Source organism: Streptomyces kaniharaensis (genome assembly GCF_009569385.1).
Classification (GTDB): domain Bacteria; phylum Actinomycetota; class Actinomycetes; order Streptomycetales; family Streptomycetaceae; genus Kitasatospora; species Kitasatospora kaniharaensis.
This window is the reverse complement of record NZ_WBOF01000001.1, coordinates 946271-970939: the sequence shown is the minus strand read 5'-3', so window position 1 is coordinate 970939 and position 24669 is coordinate 946271. Positions and strand designations below refer to the sequence as shown.

Below are 24669 nucleotides of genomic sequence, written 5' to 3'. Positions count from 1 at the left end.
AGGAGAGCCGCCCACGCCTGACGCCCGCCCCCACACCCGCCCCCGGCGCCCGCACCCCACGCCCACCCGCGGAAGCCGTAGGCTAAGCCCCATGCCCACCCTGCTGCTCGTCCGCCACGGCCGCTCGACCGCGAACACCGCCGGAATACTGGCCGGTTGGACGCCCGGGGTGGACCTCGACGACACCGGGCGCGCGCAGGCCGCCGCGATGGCCGAACGGCTCGCCGGCATCCCGCTGGCGCAGGCCGTCAGCAGCCCGCTGGAACGCTGCCGGCAGACCCTGGAGCCGCTGCTCGCCGCCCGGCCGGAGCTGGGCCCGCCCGCCGAGGACGATCGGCTCGGCGAGTGCCACTACGGCGAGTGGACCGGCCGTCCGCTGGCCGAGCTGGCCAAGGAGCCGCTGTGGCGCACCGTCCAGGACCACGCGGCCGCCGCGGCGTTCCCCGGCGGCGAGTCGCTGCGCGAGCTGAGCCACCGCACGGTGAGCGCGGTGCGCGAGTGGAACGAGAAGATCGCCGCCGAGCACGGCGACGACGCGGTCTGGATCGCCTGCTCGCACGGGGACGTGATCAAGGCGGTGATCGCCGACGCGCTCGGCCTGCACCTGGACCACTTCCAGCGGATCAGCGTCGAGCCTTGTTCCGTCTCCGCGATCCGTTACACCCCGCAGCGGCCCTTCGTGCTGAGGATGGGCGACACCGGCGACCTCGCCTCGCTGGCACCGAAACCCGGTGCCGCCCAGGCCACCCCGGCCGGCGACGCGGTGGTCGGCGGCACCGCCTGAGCGGTCGGGCGCCGCGGGCCCTGCCCGCTGCTCGGCTCCCCGGCCGGGGCCGGGAGGTCGTAGGGTGACTAACGAGCCTCGCCGCAGGCGAGTCCGACGAATTCCTGTGGTCCACCAAAGGATTCCGCCAGCGGATCCTCAACGAGCGACACGATCCGGAGCGAGAGCGTGCCCCGTCAGGTCTTCTTCTACGACCAGCCCGAACGGTTCGTGGCCGGCACCGTCGGCCAGCCCGGCGCCCGGGCCTTCTACCTGCAGGCCAGCGCCCGGGGGCGGATCACCAGCGTGCTGCTGGAGAAGACCCAGGTCGCCGCGCTCGCCGAGCGGATCGACGAGGTCCTGGACGAGGCGCTGCGGCGCAGCGGCGGCGACGCCTCGATCCCGGCGGCCGCCCCGCAGGACCTGCTCGACACCGCCCCGCTGGACCTGCCGCTGGAGCAGGAATTCCGGGTCGGCACCATGGCCCTGGCCTGGGACAGCGTGGACCGCTGCCTGGTGGTCGAGGCGCAGGCGCTGGTCGAGGACGAGGACGAGGACGCCGCCGAGACGGTCTTCGAGGACGACGACAACGGTCCGGACATGCTCCGGGTGCGGCTCACTGGCGCGATGGCCCGGGTGTTCGCCAAGCGGGCGCTGGACCTGGTCGCGGCCGGCCGCAAGCCGTGCCCGTTCTGCAACCTGCCGCTCGACCCGGAGGGCCACCTGTGCCCGCGCGCGAACGGCTACCGGCGCTGAACACCGAGACCCCGCCCCGGGCGGACCCGGTCGTCGCCGCGGCCCTCGCCGCCGACGCGCCCACCGCGCTGGCGCTGCTGCGCGAGGGCGAACTGACGGTCCACGGCCGCCTGACCGACGCCTCGAACGCCGCGCTCTACTGCTCCGTCGCGCTCGGCTCGCTGAGCGCGCAGGCGGTGTACAAGCCGGTGGGCGGCGAACGCCCGCTCTGGGACTTCCCGGACGGCACGCTCGCGGGCCGCGAGGTCGCCGCGTACGAGCTGTCCGCCGCCACCGGCTGGGCGCTGATCCCGCCGACCGTGCTGCGCGACGGCCCGCACGGGCCCGGCATGGTGCAGCTGTGGGTGGAGCCCGACCCGGCGGCCGAGCCGCTGCTCGACCTCCAGGACCCGCGCGGCCCCGAGGCCGGCTGGCTGCCGATCGTCCGGGCCGACGTCGGCGACGGGCGCACCGCGCTGCTGGTCCACCACGACGACGCGCGGCTGCGCCGGCTCGCCGTGCTGGACGCCGTCCTCAACAACGCCGACCGCAAGGGCGGCCACCTGATCCCGGCCGCCGACGGGCGGGTCTACGGCATCGACCACGGTGTCACCTTCAGCACCGAGGACAAGCTGCGCACCCTGCTGTGGGGCTGGGCCGGGGAGCCGCTGCCGGCCGAGGCGCTGGAGATGCTGTCCCGGCTGGCGGGGCAGCTGGACGGCGAGCTCGGCGAGCGGCTGGTTCCGCACCTGACGGCCGCCGAGCTGGACGCCACCCGGGCCCGGGTGGCCGGGCTGCGCGGCACGGGCCGTCACCCGCTGCCGTCCGCGGACTGGCCCGCGATCCCCTGGCCGCCGGTCTAGCGCGCAACGCAGGTCCAGCGGGCACGCCGGTGTAGCGGGCACGCCGGTGCAGGGGTCGCGCACCGGAGCTGTCGGAGTACGCAACGTATCGATACGAAAACGGTCAGGCCACGACAGGAAGCGATTCCAGTCGATCTTGTGCATTCTCGTGCATTGGTTAGGCCTTCAAATGTTCGCAAGGTTAAAGTCGATCCCATGCATGCCTGGCCCGCCTCCGAGGTTCCCGCCCTGCCTGGTCAGGGGCTCCCCCTTCGTATCTTCGACACCGCAACAGGCGGGGTCCGCGAGGTCGTGCCGCAGGACGGCACCGCCCGGATCTACGTCTGCGGCATCACCCCCTACGACGCGACCCACATGGGCCACGCCGCCACCTACAACGCCTTCGACCTGGTGCAGCGGGTGTGGAGGGACGCCGGCCACGACGTCCTGTACATCCAGAACGTCACCGACGTCGACGACCCGCTGCTGGAGCGCGCCGTCGCCACCGGCCAGGACTGGACGGTCCTGGCGGAGCGTGAGACCGCCCTCTTCCGCGAGGACATGACCGCCCTGCGGCTGCTCCCGCCGGCCCACTACATCGGCGCCGTCGAGTCCATCCCGTGGATCGTCCCGATCGTCCAGAAGCTGCTCGCCAGCGGCGCCGCCTACGAGGTGGACGGCGACATCTACTTCTCCGTCGACTCCGACCCGCACTTCGGCGAGGTCTCCGGCCTGACCCGGGAGGCCATGCGCCCGGTCTTCGCCGAGCGCGGCGGCGACCCGGACCGCCCGGGCAAGCGCAACCCGCTGGACGCCCTGCTCTGGCTCTCCGCCCGCCCGGGCGAGCCCGCCTGGGACACCGAGCTCGGCCACGGCCGTCCCGGCTGGCACATCGAGTGCGTCGCCATCGCGCTGCAGTACCTCGGCATGTCCTTCGACATCCAGGGCGGCGGCAGCGACCTCTCCTTCCCGCACCACGAGATGGGCGCCTCGCACGCCCAGGTCGCCACCGGCGCCCACCCGTACGCCCGGGCGTACGTGCACGCGGGCATGGTCGCCCTGGACGGCGAGAAGATGTCCAAGTCCCGCGGCAACCTGGTCTTCGTCTCCGCGCTGCGCCGCGAGGGCGTCGACCCGGCGGCGATCCGCCTGGCCCTGCTCTCGCACCACTACCGCGAGGACTGGGAGTGGACCTCGGCCACCCTGGACGGGGCCGTCGAGCGCCTCGCCCGCTGGCGGGCCGCGGTCTCCCGGCCGGACGGCCCGGCCGCCGAGGCGCTGCTCGCTGAGGTCCGCGCGGCGCTCGCGAACGACCTGGACGCGCCCGCCGCGCTGGCGGCCGTCGACCGCTGGGCCGACCGGCAGGAGACCGAGGGCGGCGAGGACACCGGCGCGCCCGGCCTGGTCACCCGCACCGTGGACGCCCTGCTCGGCGTCGCGCTCTGAGACACCGCGAAGGGGCGTCAGGACCGGTCGTCCTGACGCCCCTTCGGCGTTGCCCGTGCCTCACTCCTCGTCGCCGGAGCCGTCCTGGCTCTCCCGGGCGGCGCCCGGCGGCTCCGGCTCGGCCGGCCGCTCCGCCGTGGCGTGCCCGGCCACCGGCTTCTCGCCGGTCGGCCCGACGTTCTCCCGGCGGCGCAGGTAGCGCTCGAACTCGCGGGCGATCGCGTCGCCGGAGGCCTCCGGCAGCTCCGCGGTGTCCTGCGCCTCCTCCAGCTGCTGGACGTACTCGGCCACCTCGCTGTCCTCGGCGGCCAGCTGATCCACGCCCAGCTGCCAGGCCCGGGCGTCCTCGCCGAGGTCGCCCGGCGGGATCCGCAGGTCCAGCAGGTCCTCCAGCTTGTTGATCAGGGCCAGCGTCGCCTTGGGGTTCGGCGGCTGCGCGACGTAGTGCGGCACCGCCGCCCAGAGCGTCACGGCCGGCACCCCGGCGTGGGTGCAGGCCTCCTGGAGCACCCCGACGATCCCGGTCGGGCCCTCGTAGCGGCTCTCCTCCAGGTCCAGCCGGCGGGCCAGTTCCGGGTCGGAGGTGACCCCGCTGACCGGCACCGGGCGGCTGTGCGGGGTGTCGCCGAGCAGCGCGCCCAGGATCACCACCAGCTCGATGCCCAGCTCGTGCGCGAAGGCGAGCAGCTCGTTGCAGAACGAGCGCCAGCGCATGCTCGGCTCGATGCCGCGGACCAGGACGACGTCCCGGGTCGTGGGCTCGGTCACCCGGATCACCGAGAGCCTCGTGGTGGGCCAGGTGATCCGGCGGACGCCGCCGTCCAGCCAGACCGTGGGCCGGTTGACCTGGAAGTCGTAGTACTCCTCCGCGTCCAGGGCGGCGAACACCTTGCCGCCCCAGGTCTCGTCCAGATGCGCCAGAGCCGCGGAGGCGGCGTCGCCCGCGTCGTTCCATCCTTCGAAGGCGCAGACCATCACCGGGTCGATCAACTCGGGGACATCTTCCAGCTCGATCACCCGGCGTCTCCCTCCGAACCTCTCGTCACCCATGGAACGGCTCGCTCCATGGTCCCTACCTGCCCAGCCTACGGGCTTTGAAGCGCGCCGCGGCCCGGGCACCGGGACAGTCTGGGGGAGCGGGCCGCCGTGGGCCAGTGGTTATCGGGAGCCGTGGCTACAGGGCGCCGGCGACGGCCGGGAGGTAGCCGCGGGCCTGGCCCGCGGCGGTGGGGTGGAAGGACTCCCGGAGGCGGGAGAGCACGATGCCGTTGATCCACTCCTGCCCGCCGCCGGCGCACACGCCGTGCCTCTCGAAGGCCGCCCGCGCGTCCGCGAAGGCGAAGCCGTGCGCCGTGGACTGACGGCGGATCAGCTCGTCGAGCCGGTCGGTGAGCCCGTTGAACCGCCGCCGGCGCGCGTCGGTGGCGATCAGGCAGGCGGTGCCGGTCCGCAGCAGCCTGGGGTTCGGCGGCCGGGCGCGGTCCGCCTCGGCCCATCGGGCACGGATAGTGGTCGATCGACTACTGATGGTCGTGTCGCGCCCGCGCGGCGGGGCGGCGCGATGATGGACAACGGGGCCGGACGGCGGGTGTGAGGAGCCGGACCGATGAACCGATGGCTGTGGATCGGCGCGGGCGCGGCGGCAGTGGCCGGGGCCGCGGTGGTGGCGGCGGACCGGATGGGCCGCCGGCTGCCGGTGGAGCACGTCACCGAGGGCGGCCTGGAGCTCGCCCAGCCGCCGGGCGCGGTCTGGGACGTGCTGACCGACATCGACCTCTACCCGGCCTGGCGCCCGGGCCTCACCCACGTCGAACGGCTGCCCGCCGCGGCCGGCGGCCGGCCCCGCTGGCGCGAGTACGACCGGCACGGGCACACCACGTACGAGGTGGTCGCGAGCGAGGCCCCGCGCTGCCTGGTGACGGGCATCGCCGACCCCGACCTGCCGTACGGCGGCACCTGGACGTACGTCCTGACCCCGGCGGGGGAGGGCTGCACGCTGACCGTCACCGAGCGCGGGGAGGTCCGCAAGCCCCTCTACCGCACCGTGTCCCACTACGTGACGGGCGAGGGTGCGTCCATCCACCGCTACCTGGGCGCCCTCGCCCACCGGATGGCGTAGTCGCTAGCCCACCCAGCCACGGCGGTACGCCGCCCAGTGCTCGGGCGTGGACGCGAAGTCGACGTACAGCGCGACGCCGAAGTTCGCCCGCCGGGCGTCCTCGCGGCCGAGGCCCAGCCGGACGCCGCGGACGGCGGCGTCCACGGTCTCGGCGTCACCCCAATGGCCCCACTTGTCGTCCCAGAAGAACGGCAGGCCCATCAGCAGGTCGACGTCCTTCGGGGTGGCCTCCAGTGCCAGTTCGGTCTGCAGGGCCACGTACCCGCCGAACAGCGGCTCGGTGGGCATGCTGGTGTCGTACGTCATGACGGCGATCTGGTCGACCCGGCGGGCGGTCTCGGTGAAGTACGCCCGGTCCCACCACTTGCCGTGGTCGGTGAGCAGGATCCCGGCGGTGTGCAGGCCGGGCAGCGGGTCGATCTGCGGGGCGGCCACCGAGAGCTTGGCGCCGCGCTCGCCGGTGACCGTGCGGACCCGGTCGAGCAGGGCGAGCCAGCCGGCGGAGCCCGGGCGGATCGGCTCCATGTCGAAGTGCACGCCGTCGAAACCGAGGTCCAGCACCTGCCGGGCGGAGGCGGTGACGCGGTCCCGGGTGGCCGCGTCCTCCAGGTCCAGGGCGTCCTTCTCGGGCTTCACCTCGTCGCCGAGCCAGCCCTGCAGCCGGATCCGCGGCAGCGCCCGGTGCAGCGTCTCGGTGAACCAGCGCGCGCGGGGGTGGACGGACGGCGGCAGCGAGCCGTCGTGCTCCAGCGGCCCGGTGTGCACGTACAGGTCGCGCACGCCGGTGCCGGCTAGCTGATCGGCCAGCGCGGCGACGTCGGCCTCGCTCTTGCGGCCGTCCACCCAGGCGTGGCCGAGCCAGACGGCGTCCCGGCCGCGGGTGCGGGCCTCGGCGGAGGCGGCGCCGGTGTAGTGCAGGCGGATCGCGACGAAGACCGCGCCGAGCGTGGCCATTGGGACGGCCACCGCCACGGCCAGTGCGACCAGGGCCCGGCGCCACCGGGACCAGCCTCGCCAGCGGGCCCGCAAGGCCCGGAACGGGGACCCCATGGCCCTGCCGATGTGGCGCGCGGGCGTCCGTATGCCGGTCACGCGATTGCTCCCCCCTGCGGTCGAGCGCTCAGGATACGAAATGCTCCTCCGGGCCGGGGCGCAGGACGGATACCCTGGCCACGTGCGTCCCCGACCAAGCGGGTTCGCAAAGCCGACAGCCGTCGCACCAGGGAGAAGCCCCATGGCCACTGCAGCCGATCCGTCCATCACTCAGCAGAGCCGCGCGAACGCGTTGCGTGAAGCACTCGCCACCCGGGTGGTGGTCGCCGACGGTGCGATGGGCACCATGCTCCAGGCACAGGACCCGACCCTGGAGGACTTCCAGAACCTCGAGGGCTGCAACGAGGTCCTGAATCTCACCCGGCCCGACATCGTCCGCTCCGTCCACGAGGCCTACTTCTCGGTGGGCGTGGACTGCGTGGAGACCAACACCTTCGGCGCCAACCACGCGGCGCTCGGCGAGTACGAGATCGCCGACCGCATCTTCGAGCTGTCCGAGGCGGGCGCCCGGATCGCCCGCGAGGTCGCCGACGCGCACGCCGCCGACGGCCGCACCCGCTGGGTGCTCGGCTCGATCGGCCCCGGCACCAAGCTGCCCACCCTCGGCCATGCCCCCTACGAGGCGCTGCGCGACGGCTTCCAGCAGAACGCGGCCGGCCTGATCGCGGGCGGCGCGGACGCGCTGCTGGTCGAGACCAGCCAGGACCTGCTGCAGACCAAGGCCGCGATCCTCGGCTCCAAGCGCGCCCTCGCCGAGGCCGGGCTGGACCTGCCGGTGCTGGTCCAGGTGACGGTGGAGACCACCGGCACCATGCTGCTCGGCTCGGAGATCGGTGCCGCGCTGACGGCCCTGGAGCCGCTCGGCGTGGACTACATCGGCCTCAACTGCGCCACCGGCCCGGCCGAGATGAGCGAGCACCTGCGCTACCTCGCCAAGAACGCCAGGATCGGCCTGTCCTGCATGCCGAACGCGGGCCTGCCGGTGCTGGGCAAGGACGGCGCCCACTACCCGCTCTCCCCGGCCGAACTGGCCGACGCGCACGACGTGTTCACCCGCGAGTACGGGCTGTCGCTGGTCGGCGGCTGCTGCGGCACCACACCCGAGCACCTGCGGGCCGTCGTCGAGCGCGTCCAGGGCCGGGAGATCGCCCCGCGCACGCCGCAGCCGGAGCCGTCGGCGGCCTCGCTCTACCAGGCGGTGCCGTTCCGTCAGGACACCTCGTACCTGGCGATCGGCGAGCGCACCAACGCCAACGGCTCGAAGAAGTTCCGCGAGTCGATGCTGGCCGGCGACTGGCAGGCCTGCGTGGAGATCGCCCGCGACCAGATCCGGGACGGCTCCCACCTGCTGGACCTGTGCGTGGACTACGTCGGCCGCGACGGCGTCGCCGACATGAAGGAGATCGCCGGACGCCTGGCCACCGCCTCCACCCTGCCGATCGTGCTCGACTCCACCGAGCCGGACGTCCTGCGCGCCGGCCTGGAGGCGCTCGGCGGCCGCGCGGTGCTCAACTCCGTGAACTACGAGGACGGCAACGCCCCCGACTCGCGCTTCGGCCGGATCGCATCGCTGGCCCGCGAGCACGGCGCCGGCCTGATCGCGCTGACCATCGACGAGGAGGGCCAGGCCCGCACCGCCGAGAAGAAGGTCGCGATCGCCGAGCGGCTGATCGCCGAACTGACCGCCGACTACGGCATCGACGAGGGCTCGATCCTGGTCGACTGCCTCACCTTCACCCTGGCCACCGGTCAGGAGGAGTCCCGCCGGGACGGCATCGAGACGATCGAGGCGATCCGCGAGCTGAAGCGCCGCCGCCCGAACGTCCAGACCACGCTGGGGCTTTCGAACATCTCCTTCGGCCTCAACCCGGCCGCGCGCGTGGTGCTCAACTCGGTCTTCCTGCACGAGTGCGTGGAGGCCGGCCTCGACTCGGCGATCGTGCACGCGTCCAAGATCCTCCCGATCTCCCGGATCCCCGAGGACCAGCGCGAGGCCGCGCTCGACCTGGTCTACGACCGCCGCCGGGACGGCTACGACCCGCTGCAGCGCCTGCTGGAGCTGTTCGCGAACGTCTCCTCGGCCTCGGTGAAGGCGGGCAAGGCGGAGGAGCTGGCCGCGCTCCCGCTGGACGAGCGGCTGCAGCGCCGGATCATCGACGGCGAGCGGAACGGCCTGGAGGCGGACCTGGACGAGGCATTGACCGGGCGCCCCGCGCTGGAGATCATCAACGACACCCTGCTGGCCGGCATGAAGGTGGTCGGCGAGCTGTTCGGCTCCGGCCAGATGCAGCTGCCGTTCGTGCTCCAGTCCGCCGAGGTGATGAAGACCGCGGTGGCCCACCTGGAGCCGCACATGGAGAAGTCCGACGCGGAGGGCAAGGGCACGATCGTGCTGGCCACCGTCAAGGGCGACGTCCACGACATCGGCAAGAACCTGGTCGACATCATCCTGTCCAACAACGGCTACAACGTCGTCAACCTCGGCATCAAGCAGCCGGTTTCGGCGATCCTCGACGCCGCGCAGGAGCACAGGGCCGACGTCATCGGGATGTCCGGCCTGCTGGTCAAGTCGACCGTGATCATGAAGGAGAACCTGGAGGAGCTCAACCAGCGCAAGCTGGCGGCGAGTTACCCGGTGATCCTCGGCGGCGCCGCCCTCACCCGGGCGTACGTCGAGCAGGACCTCCACGAGATCTACGAGGGCGAAGTCCGCTACGCCCGCGACGCGTTCGAGGGCCTGCGCCTGATGGACGCCCTGATCGCGGTCAAGCGCGGCGTACCCGGCGCCGCCCTGCCGGAGCTCAAGCAGCGCCGGCACGCCCGCGTCGAGGTGGAGGAGCCGGAGCCCGAGATCAACCTCGGCCAGATCCGCTCCGACGTCACCGTCGACAACACCGTGCCCACCCCGCCGTTCTGGGGCGACCGGATCGTCAAGGGCATCCCGTTCGCCGACTACGCCTCCTGGCTGGACGAGGACGCGCTCTTCAAGGGCCAGTGGGGCCTGAAGGCCGCGCGCAACGGCGACGGCCCCTCGTACGAGGAACTGGTGGAGACCGAGGGCCGGCCGCGGCTGCGGGCGTGGCTCGACCGGCTGCAGACCGAGGGCTGGCTGGAGGCGGCCGTGGTCTACGGCTACTACCCGGCCAACTCCAAGGGCGACGACCTGATCGTCTTCCACGAGGACGGCACCGAGCGCACCCGGTTCACCTTCCCCCGCCAGCGGCGCGGGCGCCGGCTCTGCCTGGCCGACTTCTTCCGCCCGGAGGAGTCCGGCGTGCGGGACGTCGTGGGCCTCCAGGTGGTCACCATGGGCAACCGGATCTCCGAGGCCGCCAACGAGCTGTTCGCCGGCAACTCCTACCGCGACTACCTGGAGCTGCACGGCCTCTCCGTGCAGCTCGCGGAGGCGCTGGCCGAGTTCTGGCACGCCCGGGTCCGGTACGAGCTGGGCTTCTCCGGCGAGGACCCGCAGGACGTCAGGGACATGTTCGCGCTGAAGTACCGGGGCGCCCGGTTCTCGCTCGGCTACGGGGCGTGCCCGGAGCTGGAGGACCGCGCCAAGATCGCCGAGCTGCTGAAGCCCGAGCGGATCGGCGTGGTGCTCTCCGAGGAGTTCCAGCTGCACCCCGAGCAGTCCACCGACGCGATCGTGATCCACCACCCCGAGGCCAAGTACTTCAACGCCCGGTAACTCCCACGCCTCACTGCGTTCGCTCTTTCCCGGCGAACCGGGCGTATCCTGGATGATCCTGAACGGGCCGGTCCGCTCACCAGCGGGCCGGCCTGTGCCTTCCCCGGGACACGCCCACGAGCGCGTCCGGGGCACGGACGGAAGGACTCCCCCATGACCACCATCTCCACCGCCACCCGCCTCCTCGACCACGGGGACGACCACGGCCTGCAGGCGGTGCTGCTGGACATGGACGGGACGCTGGTGGACACCGAGGACTTCTGGTGGCAGGCGGAGGCCTCCCTCTTCGCCGAGCTCGGCTACGCGCTGAGCGAGGAGGACCGCGCCCAGGTGGTCGGCGGCCCGATGACCCGGGTGATCGACTACCTGATCGGCACGACCGGGGTGGACCTCTCGCCGGCCGACCTGACCGTGCTCATCAACCAGCGCTTCGTCGACCTTTTGGGCGGCGGCGTGCCGCTCATGCCGGGTGCCGAGCGGCTGCTCAACACCCTGGCCGCGCACGGGATCCCGGCCGCCCTGGTGTCCGCCTCGCACCGGCACATCATCGACATCGTGCTGCGCTCGCTGGGCGCCGAGCACTTCGCCTTCACCGTCGCCGGGGACGAGGTGCCGCGCACCAAGCCGCACCCGGACCCGTACCTGGCGGCGGCCCGCCGGCTGGGCGCCGAGCCGGGCCGCTGCGTGGTGGTCGAGGACGCGCCGACCGGGGTGCGGGCGGCCGAGGCGGCGGGCTGCCCGGTGATCGCGGTGCCCTCGGTCGCGGCGATCGAGCCGGCGCCCGGGCGGCTGGTGGTGTCCTCGCTGGAGCAGGTGGATCTTGAACTGCTCCGCTCGATGGTCACCTCGCGCGTGTGATTGTCATCTCATTGCATGAGTGGGCTACTCGCCGGTAAGAGGTCCGGTGGGGCCGTCCGCGGCAGCCCTCCGGGGAGAAATCGGGCAATGTCTGACAACTCGTCGATCGGGCCCCGTTGCCCCGCCTCACTGTGTCCCAAACGTCATCTGCGGGGTATCGGTCGTACGTGTTCGATATGGCACGCTACTCCCGTTCATTCCCACCCCTCGCAGCCCTGCCACCGCGCGGACGGGCGATCCCGTCCTGCCCGCGGTAGCACGGCGCCAGGCCCGCGCACGCCTTCGCACCCCGGGGGCGCGCGCCCCCGACGCGGGCCTCCGGCCCCGGCCGGACCCCACCCAGAAGGACGCGCCCCGTGAAGACTTCAGCTGAACGCCTGGCAGTACTCGGCTGCGCCGGCCTGGTCGCCGTGACGGTGGCCGGCTGCGGATCGGTCACCGACGCGGTCAAGGGCGACAGCGGCACGTCGATCACCATGGGCACCACCGCGCTCACCAGCGCGCTGGACCCGGCCGCGGCCTACGACTCGGGCGCCTGGCTGCTGCTGCGCAACACCTTCCAGTCGCTGCTCGCCTTCCCCGCCGCCTCCAGCACGCCCTCGCCGGACGCCGCGCAGTCCTGCGAGTTCACCGGCGGCGAGGCCACGCAGTACCACTGCACGATGCGGGCCGGCCTGAAGTTCTCCAACGGCCACCCGCTGACCGCCGCCGACGTCGTGTACTCGATCGAGCGCACCAAGAAGATCAACGACCCGAACGGCCCGGCCGGCCTGCTCTCCTCGATCAAGGCGGTCGAGGCCAAGGGCGACAACGAGGTGGTCTTCCAGCTCACCGCGCCCGACGCGACCCTGCCGGCCAAGCTGGCCGGTCCGGCCGGCGCCATCGTCGACCACCAGGTCTTCCCGGCCGACAAGGTGCTGTCCAACGACCAGATGGTCGGCTCCGGCCCGTACCGCTTCGACTCGGTCGAGACGATGTCAGGCGGCAAGAACCTGGGCAAGGTCGTGCTGGTGCCCAACGACAAGTACACCGGCGACGCCAAGCTGCGGAACAACAAGTTCACGGTGAAGTACTACGACAAGCCCGCCGACCTGAAGACGGCGCTCGACAAGGGCGACGTCGACCTCACCGACAGCAGCCTGGAGCCGAACACCGCCGCCCAGATGCGCTCCGACCAGCAGGGCGGCAAGACCGACTTCCAGGTCGTCGAGGGCGACAGCAACGACACCCGCTCGCTGGCCTTCAACACCAAGGACGCGACCGCCGGAAACGCCGCCGTCCGCAGGGCCGCGGCCCAGCTGATCGACCGCAAAGCGCTCGCCCGCGACGTCTTCGCCCGGACCGTCCAGCCGCTGTACTCGATGGTCCCGGCCGGCGTCTCCGGCCACAGCAACGCCTTCTTCGACCAGTACGGCGACCAGGACGCGGCCAAGGCCAAGAAGATCCTGTCCGACGCCAAGGTCCAGATGCCGGTCAAGCTCACCCTCACCTGGGGCCGTTCGCGGGCCGGCAGCGCCGAGGCCGACGCGCTGAAGAAGCAGCTGGAGGCCGGCGGGCTGTTCGAGGTGACGGTCCAGCAGGAGGCCGACTGGGGCGCCTACAAGAAGGGCTGGAACGAGGGCAAGTACCAGGCGTACATCGTCGGTTGGTATGCCGACTACCCCGACGCCGACAACTACATCGCCCCGCTGATCGTCGGCGGCGGCGTCTTCCACAACGGCTGGGACGACAACCGGATCAGCGGGAAGCTGCTGCCGGACGGCCTCAAGCAGGCCGACCGCGGCGCCGCGGCGCCGGGCTACACCCAGGTCCAGCAGATCGTCGCGGAGAACGTGCCGCTCATCCCGCTGTTCCAGAACAAGGCCTTCTACGCCGCGCGGTCCAGCATCACCGGCGTCGAGTCCACCGTCGACACCACCGGCGTCTTCCGGTTCTGGGAGATCGGGCGGTCCGGCAAGTAGGACCACAGGCTCTCATCGCGGTGGCCCGTCCGTTCCCCTCGTACCCGCGGGGAGCGGACGGGCCACCGTCGTACCGTCCGTTCCCCTCGTACCCGCGGGGAGCGGACGGGCCACCGTCGTACCGTCCCAGGGACTACAGCGTGCCCGGGCGGACGAGACCGCTCTCGTACGCGTACACCGCCGCCTGCACCCGGTCGCGCAGCTGGAGCTTCGTCAGCACGTGGCCGACGTGCGTCTTCACGGTGGTCTCGCTGACGAACAGCTCGGCCGCGATCTCCGCGTTCGACAGCCCGCGCGCCACCAGCTTCAGTACCTCCAGCTCCCGCTCGGTCAGCGCGTTCAGCGCCTGCGGCGGCGCCTCGTCGCCCGAGGGCAGCTTGGTGGCGTACATGTCCAGCAGTCGCCGGGTGATGCTCGGCGCCAGCATCGCCGCGCCGTCCGCGACCACCCGGATCGCCTGCACCAGCTCCTCGGCCGGCACGTCCTTCAGCAGGAAGCCGCTGGCGCCCGCGCGCAGCGCCTCCACCACGTACTCGTCCAGGTCGAAGGTGGTCAGCACCAGCACCTTGACCGGGCCGTCCCGCCCCGGGCCGGCTATCCGGCGGGTCGCCTCGACGCCGTCCATCCTGGGCATCCGGATGTCCATCAGCACCACGTCGGGCTGCAGCGCCCGGACCTGGTCCAGCGCCTGCTGACCGTCGCCGGCCTCACCGACCACCACCAGGTCGGACTCGGCCTCCAGGATCATCCGGAAACCGGTGCGCAGCAGCGGCTGGTCGTCGACCAGCAGCACTCTGATCGTCACTAGGACTCCTTGCTCATCGGATCCCCCGTGGGATCGTCTTCGTCAGACGTTCGGGCCAGCGGCAGGGGGTACGGCGGGGGAGTGCCGCCGAACTCCGGGCAGCTGGCCTGGTGGTCGCACCAGTCGCAGAGCCGGTTGCGGGTGGCCGGGAAGTCCCCGGTGGCCACCGCGTGGGTGATCCGCTCCCAGAGCGCCTGCAGCTTGCGCTCCGCCGCGAGCAGGTCCGCCTCGTCCGGGTCGTAGCTGACCACGTCCCCGCCCCCGCCGAGGTAGACCAGCTGGAGGCGCTTGGGGATCACGCGCTTCCAGCGCCAGACCACCAGCGCGTAGAACTTCATCTGGAACATCGCCTTGCCCTCGAAGTCCCGCGAGGGCGCCCGGCCGGTCTTGTAGTCCACGAGGCGGACCTCACCGGTCGGGGCGACGTCCACCCGGTCGATGTAGCCGCGCAGCAGCAGCCCCGACTCCAGGGCCGTCTCCACGTACAGCTCGCGCTCCACCGGGTGCAGCCGGGTCGGGTCCTCCAGCCGGAACCACTGGCCGACCAGCTTCTCGGCGTCCGCCAGCCAGCGGGTGAGCGCCGCGCCGTCCGGATCGTCCGGGAACAGCGAGCCCAGCTCCGGGCGCTCGCCCAACAGCCGCTCCCACTGCGGGCGCAGCAGCCCCAGCGCCCGCTCCGGCGTCCGCTCGACCGCAGGGCTGTCGAACAGCCGCTCCAGCACCGCGTGCACCAGCGTGCCCCTGGTCGCCGCCGCGCTCGGCGGCTCCGGCAGCCGGTCGATCACCCGCAGCCGGTACAGCAGGGGGCAGGTCAGGAAGTCCCCCGCGCGGGACGGGGACAGGCCGGTCGGGGGCGCCGCCGGGCGCGCCGGGGCCCCGGCGGCACTGGTGGTGTCGGTCTGCTGCATGCCCCGACCCTATTGCCCTTCGCTGTCATCCCGCTGCCACCGTGCTGCCATCGCTCCACGCGGGGCCGCGCAGGGCGTCCGCCAGTGGGTATGAAGGCAACAGAGGGGCGCGCGGCGCGGTGTCGCCGAGATCACGTAGCGTGGGCGCACCGGCGCAACTCGGGGGAGACGACCGAAGGGATCACGGTGAGCGACAGCAGGGGGCAGCAGACCTCCGACCAGCCACCGCACGGCGACGGCCCCGGCGCTCGCCGGCCGCCCGAGCCGCCGGAGCGCGGCAGCGGCCTCCTGATGGGCCGTCCCTTCGGCGTGCCGATCTACGTGACCCCGTCCTGGTTCGTCATCGCCGGCCTGATCACCTGGGTGTTCGGCGGCCGGCTGAACGACGTCCTGCCCGGGCTCGGCGGATCGCGCTACCTGATCGCGTTCTCCTTCGCCGTCGCCTTCTACGGCTCGGTCCTGGTGCACGAGCTCGCCCACACCCTGGTCGCGCTGCGCTACCGGCTCGGGGTGCGGCGGATCCAGCTGCAGTTCTTCGGCGGCGTCTCGGAGATCGAGAACGAGGCCGAGACCCCGTGGCGGGAGTTCTGGCTCGCGTTCGTCGGCCCGCTGCTCTCGCTCGCGCTGGGGGGCGTGTTCTACCTCGCCATGCAGACCGTCGAGGCGGCCACCGTGCCCGGGGTGCTGCTCACCGGCCTGATGGTCTCCAACCTCGTCGTCGCCGCCTTCAACCTGCTGCCCGGGCTGCCGCTGGACGGCGGCCGGATGTTGCGCGCCGTCGTCTGGGCGGTCAGCGGCAGGCCGATGACCGGCACCGTCGCCGCCGCCTGGGCCGGCCGGGCGCTCGCCGTCGCCGTCCTGATCGGGCTGCCGCTGGTCGGCGCGGCCCGCGGGACCGAGCGGACCGGCACCGAGACCCTGGTGGACGCGGTGATCGCCGCCGTCCTCGCCGCGATCATCTGGAACGGCGCCGACGGCAGCCTGCGCAACGCCCGGCTCAAGGAGGTGCTGCCGGGGCTGCGCCTGCGCGACCTCGCCCGCCGGGCCGTCGAGGTCACCGCCGACACCCCGCTCGGCGAGGCGCTGCGGCGGGCCCGCGAGGCCCAGGCCGGGGCCCTGGTCGTGGTGGACGGCCGGGGCGAGCCGATCGCCATCGTCCGCGAGTCCGCCGTCCGGGCCGTGCCCGAGCGCCGCCGCCCGTGGGTCGCGGTCGGCCCGCTCGCCCGCGACCTCGAACCCGGCCTGAAGCTGAGCGCCGACCTCTCCGGCGAGGACCTGCTGCGCGCCGTGCGCGCCACCCCGGCCGCGGAGTACCTGGTGGTGGAGGCCGACGGCCGGGTGTACGGCGTCGCCGCGCTCACCGACATCGAGCAGCGCCTCACCGCCGCCGTCGCCGGGCGGTGACCCCCGCCCGGGGCCCGGTCGGGCGGGGACGTCCGCTTCCCTTAGGATTGTCGTCATGTCCGAACCGACCGGTGCCGCCCGCCGACGCGGGCCCTTCCAGGTCGGGGACCAGGTCCAGCTGACCGACCCCAAGGGTCGCCACTACACGTTCACGCTCCAGGCCGGGAACCAGTTCCACACCCACAAGGGTGCGTTCCCGCACGACGAGCTGATCGGCGCCCCCGAGGGCACGGTCGTGCGCACCACGGGGAACGTCCCGTACCTCGCGCTGCGCCCCCTGCTCCCCGACTACGTCCTGTCCATGCCGCGCGGCGCCGCCGTGATCTACCCCAAGGACGCGGGGCAGATCCTGGCGATGGCCGACATCTTCGCGGGTGCCCGCGTCGTCGAGGCCGGCGTCGGCTCCGGCGCGCTCAGCATGTACCTGCTGCGCGCCGTCGGCGAGCACGGCATGCTGGCCTCCTACGAGCGCCGGCAGGACTTCGCCGACATCGCCCAGGGCAACGTCGAGCGCTACTTCGGCGGGCCGCACCCGGCGTGGAAGCTCACCGTCGGCGACCTCCAGGACAACCTGGTCGAGAGCGACGTCGACCGCGTCATCCTCGACATGCTGGCCCCCTGGGAGTGCCTGGACGTCGCCTCCAAGGCGCTCGTCCCCGGCGGCCTCATCTGCTGCTACGTGGCCACCACCACGCAGATGTCCAGGACCGTCGAGGCGCTGCGCGAGCACGGCACCTTCACCGAGCCGCAGGCCTGGGAGACCATGGTCCGCACCTGGCACCTGGAGGGCCTGGCGGTCCGCCCGGACCACCGGATGATCGGCCACACCGGCTTCCTGCTCACCGCCCGCCGCCTCGCCGACGGCGTCGAGCCGCCGCTGCGCCGCCGCCGCCCGGCCAAGGGCGCGTACGGCGAGGACTACGACAACGGGGCGCCCGAGCCGACCCTGCAGGAGCGCGCCGCGGCCCGGGCCGCCGCCCGCGCCGCCACGGCGGAGCAGGTCGACCTCGGCTGACGCACGACCGCGGTGAGGGGTGGTACGCGCGGGCTTCCGGCCCGCCCGTGCCACCCCTCCGCCGTCCGCCAACCCGGCCACCGGACGGCCATGACGATGTGGGACGATGCCAGCTCACACAGACCACTGGAGGGGACGCCTGGTGGAGACCGCGGTCGGGACGACGGCTGAACAGCAGAAACCGGCGGGCCGCGCCCGGTCCGGCCACGCACGCACCGCCCCCTGGCACTGGGCCCTCACGCTCGCCGGCTGCGGCGCCGTGGTGGGCACCGCCCTCGCCGCTACCCCGGCCACCGGCACCCCGGTGCCCCTGCACGACACCCCCAGGTCCACCCCGGCGGCCGCCGCGCCCGACCCGGCCAGGGCCCAACTCCCGCTGAACTGCGGACCGTTCCCGGTGAAGGCGACCCTCAGCCTGACCGCCGACCTCGGCGACGGCCGGGCCGGCACCGTCGTCGCCGCGCACTGCGCCGCCGAGAACGGCACCCCGCCGGACGCCGTCTACCTGCTCGGCGGCCCGGCCGACCACCCGGTGGTCGTCGCCACGCTGCTCTCCGAGCGCGACAACCTCACCGTCAGCCGGCTCACCCTGCGCTCCGACGGCACCATCACCGGCCACGCGCAGGGGTATTCGAGCGACGACGTGCCGCGCTTCCGGCCCGACGTCTCACTCGACCTCACCTGGACGCGCAGGGGCGGCAGCTGGAACCGCGCCCAGACCACCGCCCCGATCACCGCCACCTGACGGGTCGTTCGGGCTATTCGGCGTCCGGCCCGTACACCTCGACCCGGTCGGACGCCCGGCGCACGTGGATGCAGTCGCCGGGGCACTCCTTCGCCGAGTCCACGACGTCCTGAAGCAGCGTCAGCGGCACCGGGGCCGTCTCCCCGGGCTGCTGGCGCAACTCGTCGTCCGGTCCCTTCACATAGGCGAGACCGTCGATGTCGAGCTCGAAGACCTCGGGCGCGTACTGCACACAGATGCCGTCACCGGTGCACAGATCCTGGTCGATCCACACCTCCAGGGGTTCGGCCGCCGCCGTCTGCTCGGTCACCGACATGGTCTCCCGCCGTTTCTGTCCCGGGACGTGCCTTTCTGAGGGCATTCCCGCCATTCGTACAACGATCGGACCCTCGTCCTCGGTCGCGATCGGATATCGACTCGCTCGACGATACATCTGGTCCGCTTTGGGCCGTGCGCGGTGGGTATCCCCTTAGCAGAGGGGAAGCACGCGAGGGCGAAGATCGGACACGCCCGTTCCATCTTTCTTGATCTAGGGGTTTACGGACCCCTGGTCCCAGGTAGGGTCTGGAAGCGTCCAGCTCCCCGGAGGAGGTGAGGACCGTGGCAGCCCACGATGACGACTACAACCGCAGCACCGGCAGGCCCGCTCGTGGTTCCGACGAGGCCGCTCAGGTCTCGTACCTTGAGCAGGAAATCGCCGTGCTGCGCCGCAAGCTCGCCGACTCGCCGCGCAATTCGAGAATCCTCGAAGAGCGGATCGTCGAGCTCCAGACCAACCTGGCCGGCGTGACCGCCCAGAACGAACGGCTCGCCTCCACCCTGCGCGAGGCCCGCGACCAGATCGTGGCCCTCAAGGAGGAAGTGGACCGGCTCGCCCAGCCCCCGGCCGGGTTCGGCACCTTCCTCGGCGCGAACGAGGACGGCACCGCCGACATCTTCACCGGCGGGCGCAAGCTCCGCGTCAACGCCAGCCCCAACGTCGTCCTCGACGAACTGCGGCGCGGCCAGGAAGTGATGCTCAACGAGGCCCTCAACATCGTGGACGCGATGGCCTTCGAGAGCATCGGCGAGATCGTCACCCTCAAGGAGGTCCTGGAGGACGGCGAGCGCGCCCTGGTCATCGGCCACACCGACGAGGAGCGCGTGGTGCGCCTCGCCGAACCGCTGCACGAGACCACCATCCGGGCGGGGGACGCCCTGCTGCTGGAGCCCCGCTCCGGCTACGTGTACGAGGTCGTGCCGAAGTCCGAGGTCGAGGAGCTGGTCCTCGAAGAGGTCCCGGACATCGACTACCGCCAGATCGGCGGCCTGAGCAACCAGATCGAGCTGATCCGCGACGCGGTCGAGCTGCCCTACCTGCACGCCGACCTGTTCAAGGAGTACGAGCTGCGCCCGCCCAAGGGCGTGCTGCTCTACGGCCCGCCGGGCTGCGGCAAGACGCTGATCGCCAAGGCGGTCGCCAACTCGCTGGCCAAGAAGGTCGCCGAGGTCACCGGCCGCCCCCAGGGCAAGAGCTACTTCCTCAACATCAAGGGCCCCGAGCTGCTCAACAAGTACGTGGGCGAGACCGAGCGGCAGATCCGCCTGGTCTTCCAGCGGGCCCGGGAGAAGGCGGGCGAGGGCACGCCCGTCATCGTCTTCTTCGATGAGATGGAGTCGCTGTTCCGCACCCGCGGTTCGGGCGTCAGCTCGGACGTGGAGAACACGATCGTCCCGCAGCTGCTCGCCGAGATCGACGGCGTGGAGGGCCTGGAGAACGTCATCGTCATCGGTGCCTCGAACCGCGAGGACATGATCGACCCGGCGATCCTGCGGCCCGGCCGCCTGGACGTCAAGATCAAGATCGAGCGCCCGGACGCCGAGGCGGCGAAGGACATCTTCTCCAAGTACCTCAAGGAGTCGCTGCCCTTCCACCCGGACGACCTCAAGGAGCACGATGGCTCCGTCGACGCCACCGTGGCCGCGATGATCCAGTCGGTCGTGGAGCGGATGTACTCGGAGACCGAGGACAACCGCTTCCTGGAGGTCACCTACGCCAACGGGGACAAGGAGGTCCTGTACTTCAAGGACTTCAACTCCGGCGCGATGATCCAGAACATCGTCGACCGCGCGAAGAAGATGGCCATCAAGGACTTCCTCGACCACGGTCAGCGCGGCCTGCGCGTCTCCCACCTGCTCGCCGCCTGCGTGGACGAGTTCAAGGAGAACGAGGACCTGCCGAACACCACCAACCCGGACGACTGGGCCCGCATCTCCGGCAAGAAGGGCGAGCGGATCGTCTTCATCCGCACGCTGGTCACCGGCAAGCAGGGCGCCGAGTCCGGCCGCTCGATCGACACCGTCGCCAACACGGGGCAGTACCTGTAACCGCACTGTCCTTCGATCCGCAGGACGAGGACCGTCACCTGGTCCCCGGGACAGCAAACGCACCCCCGTCCGGCTGTGGCGCCTCGCGGCCCCGCAGCCGGACGGCGCGTCTCGGGGCCCGGCCGTCGGTGCCGCGTTCTAGGCTCGACCCACCGTCCGCGGGCAGATCGCCGGCGCCGGTGTTGTTCAGCGGTACGTCAGCGTGTTCCGCCCGTGGGGGGCGGCGCACCGGGCAAGGAGGGCCGCATGACCGTACGGCGCGTGATGGGCATCGAGACCGAGTACGGGATCTCCGTGCCCGGGCACCCCAACGCCAACGCCATGCTCACCTCGTCCCAGATCGTCAACGCGTACGCGGCGGCGATGCACCGGGCTCGGCGGGCCCGCTGGGACTTCGAGGAGGAGAACCCGCTGCGCGACGCCCGGGGTTTCGACCTCGCGCGCGAGGTGGCGGACGCCAGCCAGCTGACCGACGAGGACATCGGCCTCGCGAACGTCATCCTCACCAACGGGGCCAGGTTCTACGTGGACCACGCGCACCCCGAGTACAGCTCGCCCGAGGTCACCAACCCGCGCGACGCCGTGCTGTGGGACAAGGCCGGCGAACGGATCATGGCGGCCGCCGCGCAGCGCGCGCTGGAGCTGCCCAACGGGCAGAACATCCACCTGTACAAGAACAACACCGACAACAAGGGCGCCTCCTACGGCACCCACGAGAACTACCTGATGAAGCGGGCGACGCCGTTCGCCGACATCGTCCGCCACCTCACCCCGTTCTTCGTCTCCCGCCAGGTGGTCACCGGCGCCGGCCGGGTCGGCATCGGCCAGGACGGCTCCGCCAACGGCTTCCAGATCAGCCAGCGGGCCGACTACTTCGAGGTCGAGGTCGGCCTGGAGACCACCCTCAAGCGGCCGATCATCAACACCCGGGACGAACCGCACGCCGACGCGGAGAAGTATCGCCGGCTGCACGTGATCATCGGGGACGCCAACCTCTCCGAGATCTCCACCTACCTCAAGCTGGGCACCACCTCGCTGGTCCTGGCGATGATCGAGGACTCCTTCATCGCCTCCGACCTCGCCGTCGACCAGCCGGTGCGCACCCTGCACCGGGTCTCCCACGACCCGTCCCTCAAGCAGCTGATCACCCTGCGCAACGGGCGCAAGCTCACCGCCGTCCAGCTCCAGCTGGAGTACTTCGAGCTGGCCCGCAAGTACGTCGAGGACCGCTTCGGCACCGACGCGGACGAGCAGACGGTGGACGTGCTGACCCGCTGGGAGGACGTCCTCGGCCGGCTGGAGCGCGACCCGATGTCGCTCTCCCGGCAGCTGGACTGGATCGCCAAGCGGGAGATCCTGGAGGGCTACCGCAGCCGGGACGCCCTGGAGTGGGACAACCCGCGGCTGCACCTGGTGGACCTCCAGTACAGCGACGTACGGCCCGAGAAGGGCCTCTACAACCGCCTGGTGGCCCGCGGCAGGTTCGACCGGCTGGTCACCGAGGAGGAGGTCGAGCGGGCCGTCGGCCAGCCGCCGGACGACACCCGGGCGTACTTCCGCGGGCGCTGCCTGGAGCAGTACGCGGAGCACGTCGCGGCGGCCTCCTGGGACTCGGTGATCTTCGACCTGCCCGGCCGTGACTCGCTGCAGCGGGTGCCCACCCTGGAGCCGCTGCGCGGCACCCGCAACCACGTCAAGGAGCTGCTGGACCGGTGCAGGACGGCCGAGGACCTGCTCCGGGTCCTCGCCGGCGGGTAACTTTTCGATCACCACGGGTGAACGTCCGCCGAATGGGAATCATCCGGGGTGGCAGCGGGTGTTGGACAGGAAGCGCCACCGGCAAACCGGGAGCGGTTGTCGCACCTTGTGTATAGGGTCGGTGCAGCAGCAGCGACCGAACCGTGCCAGACGAATCGAGCGGGGTGAGGGAAATGGCGAGCAAGGACACCGGCGGCGGCCAGCAGCGGGCGAACCGCTCCTCGGAGGAGATCGAGGAGCAGGTCGCGGAAACCCAGAATTCCGACGACCTCAAGGAGCGCCAGGAAAAGCTGAGCGACGACGTCGACGCGGTACTGGACGAAATCGACGAGGTCCTCGAGTCGAATGCCGAGGATTTCGTGCGTGGATTCGTCCAGAAGGGCGGGCAATAGCCCGTCACGGGCATTCCGGAATTCACGGTCGTGACCGTCGAAGGCGGTCGGGCGGTCCTGGCCGCCCGGCCGCCCGGCTCCGGCCCCTCTTCGCGTGGACGATGATCGTCGGGCGGGTAGGGTGCGGGCAGCGCGCGCTTCAAGCTACCTGGAAGGAATCGTGTGGAAGCCAACACTCGCGGCACCGGGCGTCTACCGGCTGCCTTCCTGACCCCGGGATCGTCCTCGTTCCTCGACTTCCTCGCCGAGCACAAGCCGGAGCTGATCCCCGGCCACCGGGGGCTGCCCGAGGGCGCGGTCGTCGAGGCCCCGCACGGGACGACGATCGTCGCCGCGGTCTTCGACGGCGGCGTGGTCATCGCCGGTGACCGCCGCGCCACCATGGGCAACGTGATCGCCCAGCGCGACATCGAGAAGGTCTTCCCGGCCGACGAGTACAGCGCGGTCGGCATCGCCGGCACCGCCGGCCTCGCGGTCGAGATGGTCCGGCTCTTCCAACTGGAGCTGGAGCACTACGAGAAGATCGAGGGTGCCACGCTCTCCCTGGAGGGCAAGGCCAACCGGCTCACCAGCATGATCCGCGGCAACCTCGGCATGGCGATGCAGGGCCTCGCGGTGGTGCCGATGTTCGCCGGCTACGACCTGGACCTCGGCCGCGGCCGGATCTTCAGCTACGACGTCACCGGCGGGCGCTCCGAGGAGCGCGGCTTCGCGGCCACCGGCTCCGGCTCGGTCTTCGCCCGCGGCTCCATGAAGAAGCTCTACCGGGACGACCTGACGGCCGAACAGGCCAGCACCCTGGTCGTCCAGGCGCTCTACGACGCGGCCGACGACGACTCCGCCACCGGCGGACCGGACCTCGCCCGCAAGATCTTCCCGATCGTCTCGCTGATCACCGAGGACGGCTTCCGCCGGCTCACCGAGCCGGAGGTCGCGCGGATCGCCGTCTCCATCACCGACCAGCGCCTCTCCCACCCCAACGGCCCGCAGGCCCCGCTGCTCTAGCCGCTACCTCACAGGAAGGGGACGACCGCCGGTGTCGACACCGTTCTACGTCTCGCCGCAGCAGGCCATGGCGGACCGCGCGGAGTACGCCCGCAAGGGCATCGCCCGCGGCCGCAGCGTGGTCGTGCTCACCTACGCCGACGGCATCGTCTTCGTCGCGGAGAACACCTCCAGAGCGCTGCACAAGGTCTCCGAGATCTACGACAAGATCGCCTTCGCGGCGGTCGGCCGCTACAACGAGTTCGAGAACCTGCGCATCGGCGGCGTCCGCTACGCCGACCTGCGCGGGTACTCCTACGACCGGGCCGACGTCACCGCCCGGGGCCTGGCCAACGTGTACGCCCAGACCCTCGGCACCATCTTCTCCTCGGTCGGCGAGAAGCCGTACGAGGTCGAGCTGATCGTGGCCGAGGTCGGCCGCACCACCGAAGAGGACCAGATCTACCGCCTCACCCCGGACGGTTCGATCGTCGACGAGAAGAACTACGTGGTGGTCGGCGGCAACGCCGACTCCATCGGCAACTACCTGGGCCAGCGCCACCGCGGCGGGATGGGCCTGAGCGAGGCGGTCCGGCTCGCCGTCGACTCGCTCGCCCGCGATGCCAACGGCGGCAGCCCGCGCACCCTGACCCCGGAACAGCTGGAGGTCGCGGTCCTCGACCGCCAGCGGTTCCAGCAGCGCAAGTTCAAGCGCATCCTGGGCGGCCAGCTCGGCCGGCTGCTCGACGGTGACCAGTCCGCGGCTGCGGACGACGAGGAGAAGCCGGCGGCCACGCCGCCGTCGGACGAGTAGTGCCTGCGG

The 24669-nt window shown here is 71.9% G+C and carries 22 protein-coding genes; 16 read left to right on the top strand and 6 right to left on the bottom strand.

All coding sequences use genetic code 11. The features are described from left to right. Positions 1 to 91 precede the first annotated feature (91 nt). From F7Q99_RS04385 to mshC, 4 genes are all read left to right on the top strand, one after another. A complete protein-coding gene (locus F7Q99_RS04385; protein WP_153460137.1) occupies positions 92 to 784 on the top strand; it encodes a histidine phosphatase family protein in 693 nt (230 codons plus the stop codon). Between the two features lie 168 nt (positions 785 to 952). Then, positions 953 to 1519, top strand: a complete 567-nt coding sequence (locus tag F7Q99_RS04380) for a DUF3090 domain-containing protein (protein WP_326846259.1) — start codon at positions 953 to 955, stop codon at positions 1517 to 1519. Continuing rightward, positions 1489 to 2361, top strand: coding sequence for an SCO1664 family protein (locus tag F7Q99_RS04375; RefSeq protein WP_407697739.1), 873 nt, complete (start codon positions 1489 to 1491; stop codon positions 2359 to 2361). The genes F7Q99_RS04380 and F7Q99_RS04375 overlap by 31 nt, the downstream gene beginning before the upstream one ends. A 195-nt stretch (positions 2362 to 2556) precedes the next feature. After that, complete coding sequence (gene mshC / locus F7Q99_RS04370) at positions 2557 to 3786, top strand: cysteine--1-D-myo-inosityl 2-amino-2-deoxy-alpha-D-glucopyranoside ligase (RefSeq protein ID WP_153460136.1); 1230 nt, start codon at positions 2557 to 2559, stop codon at positions 3784 to 3786. A gap of 60 nt (positions 3787 to 3846) precedes the next feature. On the opposite strand, the gene F7Q99_RS04365 is transcribed toward mshC, so the two are convergent. After that, positions 3847 to 4803, bottom strand: coding sequence for a PAC2 family protein (locus F7Q99_RS04365; RefSeq protein ID WP_326846258.1), 957 nt, complete (start codon positions 4801 to 4803; stop codon positions 3847 to 3849). A gap of 157 nt (positions 4804 to 4960) precedes the next feature. After that, positions 4961 to 5086 carry a hypothetical protein gene (locus F7Q99_RS42445; RefSeq protein ID WP_268267532.1) on the bottom strand — a complete coding sequence of 42 codons (126 nt, stop codon included), beginning with the start codon at positions 5084 to 5086 and terminating at the stop codon, positions 4961 to 4963. A 306-nt stretch (positions 5087 to 5392) separates the two neighbouring features. On the opposite strand from F7Q99_RS42445, the gene F7Q99_RS04360 reads away from it, so the two are divergent. Next, a complete protein-coding gene (locus F7Q99_RS04360; protein WP_153460134.1) occupies positions 5393 to 5905 on the top strand; it encodes an SRPBCC family protein in 513 nt (170 codons plus the stop codon). 3 nt (positions 5906 to 5908) lie between these two features. Here the strand turns inward: F7Q99_RS04360 and F7Q99_RS04355 are convergent, their stop codons facing one another. Beyond that, positions 5909 to 6997, bottom strand: coding sequence for a glycoside hydrolase family 18 protein (locus tag F7Q99_RS04355; RefSeq protein ID WP_326846257.1), 1089 nt, complete (start codon positions 6995 to 6997; stop codon positions 5909 to 5911). 142 nt (positions 6998 to 7139) lie between these two features. On the opposite strand from F7Q99_RS04355, the gene metH reads away from it, so the two are divergent. The 3 genes from metH (at position 7140) to F7Q99_RS04340 (ending at position 13468) form a co-directional block, all read left to right on the top strand. Further along, on the top strand, positions 7140 to 10649 hold the full coding sequence (gene metH, locus F7Q99_RS04350; RefSeq protein ID WP_153460133.1) for a methionine synthase: 3510 nt from the start codon (positions 7140 to 7142) through the stop codon (positions 10647 to 10649). Between the two features lie 153 nt (positions 10650 to 10802). After that, positions 10803 to 11507 (top strand): HAD family hydrolase, encoded by a 705-nt coding sequence (locus F7Q99_RS04345; RefSeq protein ID WP_153460132.1) that lies wholly within the window; start codon positions 10803 to 10805, stop codon positions 11505 to 11507. 356 nt (positions 11508 to 11863) lie between these two features. Then, positions 11864 to 13468, top strand: coding sequence for an ABC transporter substrate-binding protein (locus F7Q99_RS04340; RefSeq protein WP_153460131.1), 1605 nt, complete (start codon positions 11864 to 11866; stop codon positions 13466 to 13468). Between the two features lie 133 nt (positions 13469 to 13601). Here the strand turns inward: F7Q99_RS04340 and F7Q99_RS04335 are convergent, their stop codons facing one another. Next, entirely contained in the window at positions 13602 to 14273 is a 672-nt protein-coding gene (locus F7Q99_RS04335) for a response regulator transcription factor (RefSeq protein ID WP_326846256.1), read from the bottom strand. Further along, positions 14273 to 15181 (bottom strand): RecB family exonuclease, encoded by a 909-nt coding sequence (locus F7Q99_RS04330; RefSeq protein WP_153460130.1) that lies wholly within the window; start codon positions 15179 to 15181, stop codon positions 14273 to 14275. The genes F7Q99_RS04335 and F7Q99_RS04330 overlap by 1 nt, the downstream gene beginning before the upstream one ends. 186 nt (positions 15182 to 15367) lie before the next feature. Between F7Q99_RS04330 and F7Q99_RS04325 the strand changes: the two genes are divergently transcribed. The 3 genes from F7Q99_RS04325 to F7Q99_RS04315 all read left to right on the top strand — a co-directional run bounded on the left by F7Q99_RS04325 (position 15368) and on the right by F7Q99_RS04315 (position 18345). Continuing rightward, positions 15368 to 16585 carry a site-2 protease family protein gene (locus F7Q99_RS04325; protein WP_326846255.1) on the top strand — a complete coding sequence of 406 codons (1218 nt, stop codon included), beginning with the start codon at positions 15368 to 15370 and terminating at the stop codon, positions 16583 to 16585. 55 nt (positions 16586 to 16640) lie between these two features. Further along, positions 16641 to 17600 carry a tRNA (adenine-N1)-methyltransferase gene (locus F7Q99_RS04320; RefSeq protein WP_153460128.1) on the top strand — a complete coding sequence of 320 codons (960 nt, stop codon included), beginning with the start codon at positions 16641 to 16643 and terminating at the stop codon, positions 17598 to 17600. Between the two features lie 106 nt (positions 17601 to 17706). Further along, positions 17707 to 18345 (top strand): hypothetical protein, encoded by a 639-nt coding sequence (locus F7Q99_RS04315; RefSeq protein ID WP_153460127.1) that lies wholly within the window; start codon positions 17707 to 17709, stop codon positions 18343 to 18345. A gap of 13 nt (positions 18346 to 18358) precedes the next feature. Here F7Q99_RS04315 and F7Q99_RS04310 read toward each other — a convergent pair whose 3' ends face one another. Beyond that, positions 18359 to 18661 (bottom strand): ferredoxin, encoded by a 303-nt coding sequence (locus tag F7Q99_RS04310; RefSeq protein ID WP_153460126.1) that lies wholly within the window; start codon positions 18659 to 18661, stop codon positions 18359 to 18361. 284 nt (positions 18662 to 18945) lie between these two features. Here F7Q99_RS04310 and arc point away from each other — a divergent pair, with 284 nt between their 5' ends. The 5 genes from arc (at position 18946) to prcA (ending at position 24660) form a co-directional block, all read left to right on the top strand. Beyond that, complete coding sequence (gene arc, locus F7Q99_RS04305; RefSeq protein WP_326846254.1) at positions 18946 to 20712, top strand: proteasome ATPase; 1767 nt, start codon at positions 18946 to 18948, stop codon at positions 20710 to 20712. A gap of 246 nt (positions 20713 to 20958) precedes the next feature. Next, on the top strand, positions 20959 to 22470 hold the full coding sequence (gene dop / locus F7Q99_RS04300) for a depupylase/deamidase Dop (protein WP_153460124.1): 1512 nt from the start codon (positions 20959 to 20961) through the stop codon (positions 22468 to 22470). Positions 22471 to 22643: 173 nt separating this feature from the next. Then, on the top strand, positions 22644 to 22862 hold the full coding sequence (locus tag F7Q99_RS04295; protein WP_153460123.1) for a ubiquitin-like protein Pup: 219 nt from the start codon (positions 22644 to 22646) through the stop codon (positions 22860 to 22862). 162 nt (positions 22863 to 23024) lie between these two features. Next, entirely contained in the window at positions 23025 to 23867 is an 843-nt protein-coding gene (prcB, locus tag F7Q99_RS04290) for a proteasome subunit beta (RefSeq protein WP_326846253.1), read from the top strand. 31 nt (positions 23868 to 23898) lie between these two features. After that, entirely contained in the window at positions 23899 to 24660 is a 762-nt protein-coding gene (gene prcA / locus F7Q99_RS04285) for a proteasome subunit alpha (RefSeq protein WP_326846252.1), read from the top strand. Positions 24661 to 24669 lie beyond the last annotated feature (9 nt).